A 12,203-nucleotide genomic window follows, 5' to 3' on the forward strand; every position below is an offset into this window, starting at 1 on the left:
CATACTAAGTGTGTCCAGCTTATTAGTCCTTATTGAACAAGTCAAAAGAAATGACAAGCCTTTCCTTATCGTTAGATCCCGTATAGATCATGCATGAAAATGCAGGAGGGGATACATGATCCCATCCTGTCAATTGCTGCTTTTATTCAGAAACGGCAAATGTTTTCTTGAAATCATTAAGTGCAGCTACCATATCATTATCAGCAGGAAGTTCTTTTGTTGTTGCAATATGGTCTAATAATTCTTTGCGGTTATGGTCTAACCAAGTCAGGTACTCGCCTTCGAAACGGCGGATATCTTGAACTGGGATATCATCTAAGAAGCCGCGAGTAAGCGCATAAAGAATGGCTACTTGCTTTTCTACTTTTAATGGCTTGTTAAGGTCTTGTTTAAGAACCTCAACTGTACGTACACCACGGTTTAATTTAGCTTGTGTTGCTTTATCTAAGTCAGAACCGAATTGAGAGAAAGATTCTAACTCACGGAATGATGCAAGGTCAAGACGCAGTGTACCTGCAACCTTTTTCATCGCTTTAATTTGAGCTGATCCACCAACACGTGATACAGAGAGACCTGCATTGATCGCTGGACGAACGCCAGAGAAGAATAAATCAGATTGCAAGAAGATCTGTCCATCAGTAATGGAAATAACGTTTGTTGGGATATAAGCAGAAACGTCACCTGCTTGAGTTTCGATGAATGGAAGAGCTGTGATTGAACCAGCACCTTTTGCATCACTCAATTTTGCAGCACGCTCTAACAAACGGCTATGCAAGTAGAATACATCCCCTGGATATGCTTCACGACCTGGAGGACGGCGTAATAATAGTGAAAGTTCACGGTAAGCAGAAGCTTGTTTTGTTAAATCATCATACACAACAAGAACGTGCTTGCCATTGTACATGAATTCTTCGGCCATTGTTACACCTGCATATGGTGCAAGGTATAGTAATGGAGCTGGTTGAGATGCAGAAGCAGTTACAACGATTGTGTAATCTAATGCACCTTGCTTACGAAGTGATTCAACTGCATTACGAACAGTCGATTCTTTTTGTCCGATTGCAACATAGATACAGACCATGTCTTGATCCTTTTGGTTCAAGATTGTATCGATGGCAACAGATGTTTTACCAGTTTGACGGTCTCCAATGATTAACTCACGTTGTCCGCGCCCGATTGGCACTAATGCATCAATCGCTTTGATACCCGTTTGAAGTGGCTCGTGGACGGATTTACGATCCATAACACCAGGAGCTGCACCTTCAATAGGACGAGTTTTTGTTGTATTGATTGGACCCATACCATCAACTGGTTGTCCTAGAGGATTGACTACACGTCCGATTAGTTCTTCACCAACCGGCACCTCCATGATGCGCCCTGTACGGCGAACCTCGTCACCTTCCTTGATTTCAGTGAAAGGTCCTAAAATGATAATACCAACGTTATTTTCTTCAAGGTTTTGCGCCATACCCATAACGCCGTTTGAAAATTCAACAAGCTCACCCGCCATGGCACTATCTAGTCCATGAACACGTGCGATACCATCACCTACAGAAATAACGGTACCAACATCACTCACTTGAATTTCCGCCTGATAGTTTTCGATTTGCTTCTTTATCAGCGCACTGATTTCTTCAGCTTTGATGCTCATGAGTTTCACCCCTATCTACGAATCTTAGCCTAATAATTGACGTTCAAGTCTATCTAGTTTGCCGCGCAAGCTGCCGTCGAAAATTTTATTTCCGATGTGAAGCTTAAGACCGCCTAGTAGATTTGTATCAACAATGTTTTCAATTCGAAGTGATTTCTTTCCTACTTTAGCTGCAAAAGATGCAGACAATTCTTTACGCTCGTCGTCCGATAATGGACGAACAGAATATACAGTAGCCTCAGCAATACCTTTTAGTTCGTTTGCTTGGCTGATAAAATGATCGACTACACCTGAAATATGGTCTTCACGATGGCGTTCAATCATGATTAATAATGTATTTAATACATATGTGTTAACGGATGCAAATGCTTCCTTCACAATCTCTTTCTTCTTCTCAATTGGAAGTTTCGGAGATTTTAACACTGCTTTAAATTCAGAGTTATGGTTTACTACGTCTTTCACTGCACGAAGCTCTTCTTCCATCTGGTCAAGAAGCTGATGCTCATTCGCAAGTTGGAAAAGAGCCAACGCGTAGCGCTTTGCTACTATAGAGCTCGTCATCGCTTTTCTCCTGCCTCTTGAATGTATTCGTTAATTAGCTTTTCTTGATCTGCTGAACTTAATTCCTTCTCAATCACTTTAGAAGCAACTAGGACAGATAATGAAGCGACTTGTTCACGAATAGCTGTAACTGCTTGTTCTTTTTGCTGCTCGATTTCAAGTTTAGCAGATTCTTTCATGCGGTCTGACTCAGCACGAGATGCAGCAATGATTTCATCACGCTGGATTTCTCCTTGCTTCTTCGCACTTTCGATCATAGCTTGTGCTTCTGTACGTGCATCTTTAAGAAGTGCTTTTTGCTCTTCTAATAGTTTCTTTGCTTCTACACGGCTATCTTCAGCAGCAGTGATTTCGTTTGCAATATGCTCTTCACGCTGTGTCATGATTCCCATTAAAGGACCCCATGCAAACTTTTTAATTAAAGTTAATAAGATAATAAACATAGCCAGCTGGAATAAAATATCCCCACCGTTAAAACCATTGCTTGCGCCTAAAACAAAACTGTTTAATAACACTCTCGATTCACTCCCTTCAAGAGACGTTCACTTAGGATCATTCCTATTTAGAATCCTTGCGGAAAAATAATAATAGACATAAAGGAAAGGCGAAGGTCCACTTAATATGATCTTCGCCATTTTTTAAAATTTCGATCGGTAAAATTAGCCACCGATAACCATAAACGCGATAACTACGCCGATGATAGGAACGGCCTCAACTAAAGCTACCCCGATGAACATTGTAGTTTGAAGCATACCACGAGCTTCTGGCTGACGTGCCATACCTTCAACTGTTTTTGAAACGATAAGACCGTTACCGATACCTGCACCTAGTGCTGCTAAACCAACCGCAATTGCTGCTGCTATAAGACCCATTATTTGTTTCCTCCTTAGAATATTAAATAAATTATTTTAACAAAATGTTTTGTTCAAGTATTGAACAGGTATATATTAATGGTCATGACTCACTTTGTGAGACATATAAACCATTGTTAACATACAGAAAATAAATGCTTGGATAGCACCGATAAATAGTGAGAAACCAAGCCATGCAAGTGTTGGTATAACCGCAACAAGCGTGCCTGCAAACCCTTTAGCAAGTGAACCTGCCAATAATGTAAGTAGAATCTCTCCGGCAAAAATGTTTCCGTAAAGACGAAGACCTAGTGTTAATGTGTTGGCAAATTCCTCAATAATTTTTAACGGGAACAAAAACGACATTGGTCTAAAGAAATCTTTCCCATATTCTTTTAATCCTTTCACCCTTATACCATAGTAATGTGAAAGCCCAACCACCATTGCTGCCAAAGTTAATGTAACTATTGGATCAGCTGTTGGTGATTTCCACCATAGAGTATGATCATAGGTGATCGCGAATGGAAGACCTAGCATGTTTGAAACGAACACATACATGATAAGAGTAATCCCTAATACATGAAATCTTCCTCCATCTTTCCATGCCATGTTGCTGTTAATAATGTTTCTAACAAAGTCCATGATCCATTCAAAAAAGTTCTGCATTCCTGTAGGTTTCATTGCCAGACGGCGTGTTGAAATTACAGCAATTAAGAATACGATGGCACTAGCCACTGTAATCATTAAAATATTAGACAAGTTAAAAGTTAACCCCATAAAATCTACCAATGGAGCTCCGTGATCCATAAATATTTCACCTCTCTTCCCGCTTTCTACGTAAATGAAAAGATTGAAGAAAAAAATCTATCATAATGACTATATAGGACGTCATTAATCCCAAAACTACACTAATGAGGTGAAATGCTTCCGGATATTCAAGCGTGATGATTATTGCCAATGCGGCAGACGCCATCCGTGTCATAGTTCCGAGAGAGCGCACCTTCTTCCCATTTGCGACCGCTTCTCCGAACTGCGTTGTTTTCCGCACTATAAGCCATAAGTTAAATAAACTTAAAGCGGTTCCGAGAATGAGCCCTAGAAAGATAGATTGATAAGACGTAAAGCCCCAGCCGAGAACATAAATAGACAACAGAAAAAACATGTATTTACGCTGTCTGGTGAAACTTGTTTTAATTTCCGGCATAGTTGTTATTCTCCTGTAAAGAAATGTTGGACTAAACGCAGCATGGCATATACTCCTGCAGCTAATCCCATCAGTAAACCTACGATTAAAAATAGCGGTTCGGTTCCTGCCACCCGATCCAGCCATCTCCCTGCAAAAATCCCGAGAAGGATTGAACCTACTAATTGAGAAAGAATCGCGGACATTAACGCCATTGCTTTAAATGGGCGGCGGTCGTTTTGACGCATAAAAACGCATCCTCTCTTAAGAGAACGGTAAGAGGTTTTCTGAGGTAACAAGCCTACGTTTTTCCTTGATCAGACGCGGAAAATAGCCATGAACAATATTTTGAAAACCCTATCAATTATACCCTTTGTAAGCATACAATAGGGTCTTGTCAATGTCAATGCGTTTTGGGCCAAAAACAACCGTTGCCATTTGGCTAAAATTTGGGATGTTCACACTTTCTTCATAATTATGTTCTCTACCTTCTATTGCAATATTCTACAAATTATGCATTGTTTTTAATTATTATTTTTCTATGATAGCTTTCTTATTTCTCCCCCTATTTAATTGCTCTTCTAATTCACCATTCTGTCCAACCACTAAGTAAGTTTCTAGCCAATCCTCTTTACCGGCTTTCCTCGCAAATACTTTCGCAATATAAAGTCCCGGCTCCGGAAGTCCTTCTGCTTGCATCACTTCCTGTATTTGGCCTTTGCCGAGATTGCGCTTCCAATCTAAAAATCCTTCAAATTTTAATGAGTCTGAATCAAATAATGCGATACCAAATTCATCTGCTCCACCTGGCAAATACACTTCATAGCGATACGTTCCTTTCTTATCTCCTTTACCAAAACCAAAACCCATTACCCTTGGATAATCTGGTTCCTCCAATACGTAGAGGTAAGGAATCTCGATGTCACCGAAGCTTGCCTGTAATGCTAACCGCCCATCATATATCTTTTCTTTTAGTTCTGCAGGATCTGCAGACATCGTGATTTTCAGTTTCTTTTTCTCTCCTGGCTTTAAGTTGAAGGAAATAGGTAACCGCCAGTGAATGCCCTTTTCTTGATGAGGAATCGCAAATGAATAGGTTTGTCTATCCTTGCTCGTATTCTCTACCATAATAGATGTACTATGCTCATGCATTCGATCCGCCAGCTTGAATTTCCCGAATTGCAGTGAAGCAGGCATGACGAGCGATGGGCTATTCAATGCCTCCTCCAGCTGAATCCGCCCTGCTCCTTGTTCATATGCACGATATAGCACTCCTTCTTCATTCGCTATTGGCTTTGCAGTATTCATGAGTGCCGCCTTAATTTTCTCAGGGCCCCAATCCGAATGGGCTTGTTTTAACAGTACTGCTGCCCCTGCCACATGTGGTGCTGCCATACTTGTGCCTTGAAGAGGGAGGTAACCGCCAGGAATGGTACTATTAATCGCTACTCCGGGCGCAACCACATCGGGCTTAATTTCCCAAGTTGAGGTGACCGGACCGCGTGAACTAAAATCGGCTAGTATATCCTTTTCTTCCATTATATACGTGCGAGCAATGATCTTTCTTTTTTCGATTTGTCTTAACAGCAGCTCCCCGTCCTCTTTTGATATAGCGGTGATAGGAATGGGTATTTCCTTTTCAAGATTACCCATAAAGTTTCCTTTTGTGTTGTTATATATTACGAGTGCGACCGCTCCTGCTTCAAACGCATTTTTGCTTTTTTCTGTAAAAGTAAGCTCTCCTCGCTCAGCAAGGACGATTTTTCCTGAGGCATTTTTAAGTTCCTCTTTTCTTGCTATTCCTCCATCAATGATTTCATACGATTGATGCAAATCCCAATCCAAGGACCCTTGAATCGGATTTAAGCGAACTTGAAAATCATTTCCTTGAAGATAGGGAATATTCATGGTTGGAGTGGAAGCACCGACGGATATTGCCTTTGCCGCAGTTCCCGGAGAGCCGACAGTCCATACATTTGGTCCGGAATTCCCCGAAGAAGTAACAGCGACAACGCCATGATCCACCGCCTTATTTAAGGCCATACTGATGGGTAAGTCAGGACCATTAACATTGTTGCCGAGCGAAAGGTTCAATACATCGACTTTGTCTTTGATTGCTTCTTCAATCGCACCAATCACTTGCTCTGTGGTTCCGCTCCCGCCAGGACCTAATGCGCGATAGGCTCTAACTGTCGCTTCAGGTGCAACACCTTTAATCTTCCCATTTGCGGCAATGATGCCGGCGACATGGGTGCCATGCAGGGTACTTTGACCTTTCTTTGTTTCCATTGGATCGTCATCACCATCGACTAAGTCTCGTCCGCCTCCATAGCTTCTTCGTAAGTCAGGGTGATTATAATCAATTCCCGTATCTATGATGCCAACCGTGACTCCTTTACCTGTCAGGCGTTTGTTCTCTTCATCAAAATACCCTCTGATTGCTTGCCCGCCAATCAATTTAATATTATCATCTGATTGAACTGTATAAGTATTGACCCGGGAAATAAACGAAATGCCAGCCGCCTCGTTTATTTTTGCGATGTCACCCTTCTTCCCTTTTACAGAAAAACCATTTATCGCATATTTATATGTATGTCGAACTTCTAATCCAGCCTGAAGAATCTTTCGCTTCATCGATTGGGTATCCTCATTTTCATTCAATATGACAATCGCAATTTCCTCTGCATCAAGAGACTCCTCAGGCAGTGGTGGAAGCTGCAATTCACGTGCACTGGCTGAGGTTTGGATCATTAATAAAATTAAAAGTAAACAAGTCAGCTTCTTCATGAGGACACCCCTTTTTCGTTTAGAGTCCTCGTTTTTGTGAAGTAGTATTCATAATAAATTGAGAAGAAGACAATCGGCATGGTATGTAAATAGAAAAAAGAGACTGACAGTGTCAGTCTCCCCTATTAAAATGATGTAGGCCGTTCGTCTATCTTTTTAAAATAGTAGCGGATCGCATCAGCAATTCTAATCGACGCTTTGCCGTCCCCATAAGGGTTTGCAGCTTTGGCCATTTGCTGATATTCGCCTTCATCTGTTAAAAGCGTGTTAGCCATATTATAAATATTCTCTTCTTCAACACCTGCAAGCTTTAATGTTCCAGCTTCAATGCCTTCCGGTCGTTCTGTTGTATCACGCAAAACGAGAACAGGGACTCCAAGAGAAGGTGCTTCTTCTTGAACACCGCCTGAATCAGTCAGTATTAAATAAGCTCTTGAGGCAAAGTTATGAAAGTCAATTACATCAAGTGGTTCAATGAGATGAATTCGTTCATCGCCGCCTAAAATCTCCGCAGCTATTTCCCTAACAACAGGGTTTAAATGAACAGGATAAACGACCTGAACATCTTGATGCTCATCCACTAGACGTTTAATGGCTTTAAACATATTGCGCATTGGCTCACCAAGATTTTCTCTGCGGTGCGCAGTTAACAATACGAGTCGATCTTCTCCGATTTGATTGAGCACATCATGATGATATTTCTCTTTCACCGTCGTTTTCAATGCATCAATCGCTGTATTCCCTGTAATAAAAATATGCTCTTCCTGCTTATTTTCATTGTACAGATTTTCAGCTGCTTTATTGGTAGGCGAAAAATGAAGATCCGCCATCACACCAGTCAGCTGGCGATTCATCTCTTCAGGAAACGGAGAGTACTTATTCCAAGTCCGCAACCCTGCTTCTACATGGCCAACCGTTATTTGGTTATAGAAAGCTGCGAGGCTCGCAACAAATGAAGTGGTGGTATCTCCATGAACAAGGACGATATCTGGCTTCGTATCCTTCATAATTTGATCAAGACCGATTAGCCCCTTCGTTGTTACGTCAATTAAAGTCTGGCGTTCCTGCATGATGTTTAAATCAAAATCTGGTTTGATATTAAAAATATTCAATACTTGGTCAAGCATTTCGCGATGCTGCGCGGTGACTGTGACAATCGAATGAAAATCATTAGGATGCTTAGCCAATTCGAGAACAAGCGGCGCCATTTTAATCGCTTCTGGTCTTGTCCCAAAAATGGTCATTACTTTAATAGGCCGATTCATTTGGATACACTCCTCTTTTTAAGAAAAGCGCTGGGCACAGTACAAACTAGAGGGCTTCAAGTAAAAGAAAACACGAGCGAACCGTTGTTGACTTATCGTTTAGAAGAAGTTACCTGAAGTTTGATAGGCACTAGGCGCTGAAGTTAAATATTTTTCTAAAGAAAGCCCGCCAAAATGGCGAGCCTTGGATAGGCGAAGACAGAAGTGCAGTCGTATGTTTACTCTGTTTACTACACTTCTGAGATGCCATTTTTAATATCTTCAATAATAGAAAATTCCTTATTTCGTTCCGAACAGACGGTCTCCCGCATCACCTAATCCAGGAATGATATAACCTTTTTCATTTAACTTTTCGTCTAATGCAGCGATATAAATATCTACATCAGGATGTGCTTCTTTTAAAGCTTCTACGCCTTCTGGAGCTGCGATTAAGCACATAAACTTAATGCTTTTGCCGCCGCGTTTTTTCAAAGAATTGATTGCTTCAATAGCAGATCCGCCTGTTGCAAGCATTGGGTCCACTACAATGAAGTCTCTTTCTTCTATATCACCAGGGAATTTCGCATAATATTCAACTGGCTTTAGTGTCGCTGGATCGCGATATAAACCCACATGTCCGACCTTTGCTGCTGGGATTAATTTTAGAATTCCGTCTACCATGCCGATGCCTGCGCGAAGAATTGGGACGATACCCATCTTTTTACCAGAAAGTACTTTTGAAGTTGTCATTTGTACTGGCGTTTCAATTTCGATGTCTTCTAAAGACATATCTCGGGTAATTTCGAATGCCATCAATGTTGCCACTTCGTCAACTAGCTCACGGAATTCCTTCGTACCTGTATTTTTTTCACGGATGTATGTAAGCTTATGTTGGATTAATGGATGATCAAACACATATACCTTTGCCACTTTAAAATCTCTCCTTCTACTAAAAAAGTTCATTTTACACTTCGTCCTATTTTACAGAAAAAAACCTTGCGGGGCAACTCTGATAATCATTAATACGGAAAATGTATTTCTCAGAATAACATTGTTTATTAATGAGGGGATTCCATATAGTACCACAATAGATACATCGGGCAATGTTAAATTCGTGAGCTCAAATGACCTCCCGCTTAAATTACTTCGGCAGTCAAACAAAAATCCAGCCCCTTTTTTTCGGGCTGGATTTTCACATTATCTTTCAGGATATAAGATGAATTTGCTTGTTAACTCTTCAACACGCTGACTTGCTTCAGAGAGCTTCGCTTCATCTTCAGTATTTTTTAATGTAAAAGCAATGATCGATGCAATTTCTTCCATATCTTCTTTTCCAAATCCGCGGGAAGTAACAGCTGCTGTACCGATACGGATACCACTCGTTACAAATGGGCTTTCAGGATCGAATGGTATCGTGTTCTTGTTTACTGTCACTCCGACCTCGTCCAATACTTTTTCAGCCACTTTTCCAGTTAAGCCTAGTGAACGGACATCTACTAGTAAAAGGTGGTTATCTGTGCCGCCAGATACAATTTCGATTCCTTCCCTTTGCAGGCTTTCTGCCAAATGCTTAGCATTTGAAATAATGCTGCTTGCATAATCTTTAAAGCTATCTTGCAGCGCTTCACCAAATGCTACCGCTTTTGCCGCAATCACATGCATTAATGGACCACCTTGAATTCCAGGGAAAATTGATTTATCAATTTTCTTCGCAAATTCTTCTTTGCAAAGAATCATGCCTCCACGTGGACCTCTTAATGTTTTATGTGTTGTAGTTGTTACAAAGTCAGCATAAGGCACTGGGTTTGGATGAAGTCCAGCCGCAACTAAACCTGCGATATGAGCCATATCAACCATCAAGTATGCGCCCACTTCATCGGCAATTTCTCGGAATCTTTTAAAGTCGATTACACGCGGGTATGCACTTGCACCAGCAACAATTAATTTCGGCTTATGTTCACGTGCTTTTTCTAAAACATCATCATAGTTAATCGTATGAGATTTCTCATCAACACCATATTCAACGAAGTTATATTGGATACCACTGAAGTTAACAGGGCTTCCATGTGTTAAGTGGCCTCCATGGGAAAGATTCATACCAAGGACGGTATCGCCTTGCTCTAAAATGGTGAAATAAACGGCCATATTGGCTTGTGCACCAGAATGAGGCTGCACATTGGCATGTTCTGCACCAAAAATTTGCTTGGCACGATCGCGAGCTAAATCTTCTACTACATCGACATGCTCACAACCGCCATAATAACGGCGACCTGGATAACCTTCAGCATATTTATTTGTCAGAACAGACCCCTGTGCTTCCATTACCGCTTCACTTACAAAGTTTTCAGAAGCGATTAATTCAATCTTACTTCTCTGGCGTCCTAGTTCGTCTTGAATCGAATTGAAAACTTGCTCGTCCTGCTGCGCTAAATGCTTCATAATAATCCTCCCTTTATATCTGCCACACTATTTTAAATATTGAATAGCTTTATTGCGAAAATTCTATTTTATTCTAACATGTTTTTCGCGCAGGTGACAGGCACCGACATGGATTTTTTCCGATAAAACATTGTGGTCATCCAGTTAGTCCCAGTTCCAATATGTGAGGTCATCGAGGACCGCTCCTCTTATTCCTTAATTGCATCGAATTTACTTAATGTCGGTATAGTTTTTAACTCTTCTTTTACTCTCTCCCGCAATTTAAAAAGAAACTTCAACTTATTACAACGTATGAATGAGAGATATGTTACAAGTTTTTCAAAAATTCATCTACTATTCTTCAAATAAAAAAACCTCTGCCTTACGCAAAGGTTTTTTGTCGTTATTCTGTTCGTTCATACACAGCCCTTACACCGCCAATGAGCTTTGGTCTCGTTGTTGCCAACGTAACGTGGGCCGAGCCTAGTGATTGCAGGGAGGTTCGAATAGGTACAGCAACATGTTTTAGCTGCATGCCAATAAAGGTATCACCAATATCAATGCCCGCATCCGCCTTAATATGTTCCACAACGATCGGGTCTGTCATGTGATTGAAAGCATACGCTGCCATCGCACCGCCGGCTTTGCGGATAGGAACAACACTGACTTCATCTAGTTGCTGCCTATCAGCTGTTGAACGTTCAATGATGATCGCCCGGTTCAAGTGTTCACAGCATTGGAAGGCCAGTTCAACGCCAGTAGCTTCACTTAACTTCTTCAGCCTCGTAAAAATCATTTCGGCAACCTGCTCCGTACCGGCTGTTCCAATTCGACTTCCCGCTACTTCGCTCGTACTGCAGCCGATAACAAAAATTTTGTTCCTTGCTAACGGCACTTGTTCGCTGAATTCAGAGATTATTTGATCAAGCTGCTCTTCCCACTGCCTTACTTGTTCCATCTTTAAGTCGCTCCTTATTTACGCGCTTATTGGTGTTCTTCTTCATATTTTTTAATTTTTCCTATGCGATTTTCATGGCGTCCGCCTTCAAAATCAGTGGATAACCAAATTTTCGCAATTTCTCGTGCCAATCCCGGCCCAATGACTCTTTCACCCATCGCCAGTATATTACTGTCATTATGCTCTCTCGTTGCTTTTGCACTAAATGTATCGTGCACTAACGCACAGCGGATTCCTTTTACCTTATTGGCTGCAATGCTCATACCAATACCTGTACCACAAACTAGAATCGCTTTATCGAATTCACCATTCGCTACCTTTTCAGCCACAGGTAAAGCAAAATCAGGATAGTCTACAGACGTATTACACTCGCAGCCAAAATCAACATACTCAATCCCTAACTCTTCCAATAAACCTTTAAGCTCTTCGCGAATATTAATGCCTCCATGATCTGAAGCAATTGCTACTTTCATTTCTACAAGTCCTCCATTCAACTGACTGCTTTATGCCTTTATTTTGACACAAACTATTAAAATTATAAAGCCAGTTT

13 protein-coding genes are annotated in these 12,203 nt (G+C 41.1%); all 13 read right to left on the bottom strand.

Annotation, left to right across the window (positions count from 1 at the left end):
* Nucleotides 1–142: 142 nt before the first annotated feature.
* The 13 genes from atpA to rpiB all read right to left on the bottom strand — a co-directional run bounded on the left by atpA (nucleotide 143) and on the right by rpiB (nucleotide 12,126).
* Complete coding sequence (gene atpA, locus J2S17_RS05425; RefSeq protein WP_307472678.1) at nucleotides 143–1,651, bottom strand: F0F1 ATP synthase subunit alpha; 1,509 nt, start codon at nucleotides 1,649–1,651, stop codon at nucleotides 143–145.
* Between the two features lie 24 nt (nucleotides 1,652–1,675).
* Nucleotides 1,676–2,212, bottom strand: coding sequence for a F0F1 ATP synthase subunit delta (locus J2S17_RS05430; RefSeq protein WP_307472679.1), 537 nt, complete (start codon nucleotides 2,210–2,212; stop codon nucleotides 1,676–1,678).
* Nucleotides 2,209–2,727, bottom strand: coding sequence for a F0F1 ATP synthase subunit B (gene atpF, locus J2S17_RS05435; protein ID WP_307472681.1), 519 nt, complete (start codon nucleotides 2,725–2,727; stop codon nucleotides 2,209–2,211). Before atpF ends, J2S17_RS05430 begins: the two co-directional genes overlap by 4 nt.
* Nucleotides 2,728–2,871: 144 nt before the next feature.
* Entirely contained in the window at nucleotides 2,872–3,084 is a 213-nt protein-coding gene (gene atpE, locus J2S17_RS05440) for a F0F1 ATP synthase subunit C (RefSeq protein ID WP_066189185.1), read from the bottom strand.
* Between the two features lie 75 nt (nucleotides 3,085–3,159).
* Nucleotides 3,160–3,870, bottom strand: coding sequence for a F0F1 ATP synthase subunit A (atpB, locus tag J2S17_RS05445; protein ID WP_307472684.1), 711 nt, complete (start codon nucleotides 3,868–3,870; stop codon nucleotides 3,160–3,162).
* A 7-nt stretch (nucleotides 3,871–3,877) separates the two neighbouring features.
* Nucleotides 3,878–4,267, bottom strand: coding sequence for an ATP synthase subunit I (locus J2S17_RS05450; RefSeq protein ID WP_307472686.1), 390 nt, complete (start codon nucleotides 4,265–4,267; stop codon nucleotides 3,878–3,880).
* A 5-nt stretch (nucleotides 4,268–4,272) separates the two neighbouring features.
* The gene (locus J2S17_RS05455; RefSeq protein WP_307472688.1) at nucleotides 4,273–4,494 is read right to left on the bottom strand and encodes an AtpZ/AtpI family protein; all 222 of its coding nucleotides are present in this window, start codon (nucleotides 4,492–4,494) and stop codon (nucleotides 4,273–4,275) included.
* 283 nt (nucleotides 4,495–4,777) lie between these two features.
* Nucleotides 4,778–7,033, bottom strand: coding sequence for a S8 family serine peptidase (locus J2S17_RS05460; protein ID WP_307472689.1), 2,256 nt, complete (start codon nucleotides 7,031–7,033; stop codon nucleotides 4,778–4,780).
* 125 nt (nucleotides 7,034–7,158) lie between these two features.
* Nucleotides 7,159–8,298 (bottom strand): non-hydrolyzing UDP-N-acetylglucosamine 2-epimerase, encoded by a 1,140-nt coding sequence (wecB, locus tag J2S17_RS05465; RefSeq protein ID WP_307472691.1) that lies wholly within the window; start codon nucleotides 8,296–8,298, stop codon nucleotides 7,159–7,161.
* 279 nt (nucleotides 8,299–8,577) lie between these two features.
* Nucleotides 8,578–9,207, bottom strand: a complete 630-nt coding sequence (upp, locus tag J2S17_RS05470) for a uracil phosphoribosyltransferase (RefSeq protein WP_307472693.1) — start codon at nucleotides 9,205–9,207, stop codon at nucleotides 8,578–8,580.
* 267 nt (nucleotides 9,208–9,474) lie between these two features.
* Nucleotides 9,475–10,716: a serine hydroxymethyltransferase gene (glyA, locus tag J2S17_RS05475; protein ID WP_307472694.1), complete on the bottom strand. Its 1,242-nt coding sequence runs from the start codon at nucleotides 10,714–10,716 to the stop codon at nucleotides 9,475–9,477.
* 382 nt (nucleotides 10,717–11,098) lie between these two features.
* Nucleotides 11,099–11,653, bottom strand: a complete 555-nt coding sequence (locus tag J2S17_RS05480) for a TIGR01440 family protein (RefSeq protein WP_307472696.1) — start codon at nucleotides 11,651–11,653, stop codon at nucleotides 11,099–11,101.
* 26 nt (nucleotides 11,654–11,679) lie between these two features.
* On the bottom strand, nucleotides 11,680–12,126 hold the full coding sequence (gene rpiB / locus J2S17_RS05485; protein WP_307472698.1) for a ribose 5-phosphate isomerase B: 447 nt from the start codon (nucleotides 12,124–12,126) through the stop codon (nucleotides 11,680–11,682).
* Nucleotides 12,127–12,203: the final 77 nt, after the last annotated feature.

The organism is Cytobacillus purgationiresistens (assembly GCF_030813235.1).
Taxonomy (GTDB): domain Bacteria; phylum Bacillota; class Bacilli; order Bacillales; family Cytobacillaceae; genus Cytobacillus; species Cytobacillus purgationiresistens.

What these genes read in the sequence shown, in the direction of transcription:
- rpiB (WP_307472698.1), bottom strand. Translation starts at nt 12,126, where the DNA reads ATGAAAGTAGCAATTGCTTCAGATCATGGAGGCATTAATATTCGCGAA.
- J2S17_RS05450 (WP_307472686.1), bottom strand. Translation starts at nt 4,267, where the DNA reads ATGCCGGAAATTAAAACAAGTTTCACCAGACAGCGTAAATACATGTTT.
- wecB (WP_307472691.1), bottom strand. Translation starts at nt 8,298, where the DNA reads ATGAATCGGCCTATTAAAGTAATGACCATTTTTGGGACAAGACCAGAA.
- J2S17_RS05455 (WP_307472688.1), bottom strand. Translation starts at nt 4,494, where the DNA reads ATGCGTCAAAACGACCGCCGCCCATTTAAAGCAATGGCGTTAATGTCC.
- J2S17_RS05480 (WP_307472696.1), bottom strand. Translation starts at nt 11,653, where the DNA reads ATGGAACAAGTAAGGCAGTGGGAAGAGCAGCTTGATCAAATAATCTCT.
- atpA (WP_307472678.1), bottom strand. Translation starts at nt 1,651, where the DNA reads ATGAGCATCAAAGCTGAAGAAATCAGTGCGCTGATAAAGAAGCAAATC.
- J2S17_RS05430 (WP_307472679.1), bottom strand. Translation starts at nt 2,212, where the DNA reads ATGACGAGCTCTATAGTAGCAAAGCGCTACGCGTTGGCTCTTTTCCAA.
- J2S17_RS05460 (WP_307472689.1), bottom strand. Translation starts at nt 7,033, where the DNA reads ATGAAGAAGCTGACTTGTTTACTTTTAATTTTATTAATGATCCAAACC.
- glyA (WP_307472694.1), bottom strand. Translation starts at nt 10,716, where the DNA reads ATGAAGCATTTAGCGCAGCAGGACGAGCAAGTTTTCAATTCGATTCAA.
- atpB (WP_307472684.1), bottom strand. Translation starts at nt 3,870, where the DNA reads ATGGATCACGGAGCTCCATTGGTAGATTTTATGGGGTTAACTTTTAAC.
- atpE (WP_066189185.1), bottom strand. Translation starts at nt 3,084, where the DNA reads ATGGGTCTTATAGCAGCAGCAATTGCGGTTGGTTTAGCAGCACTAGGT.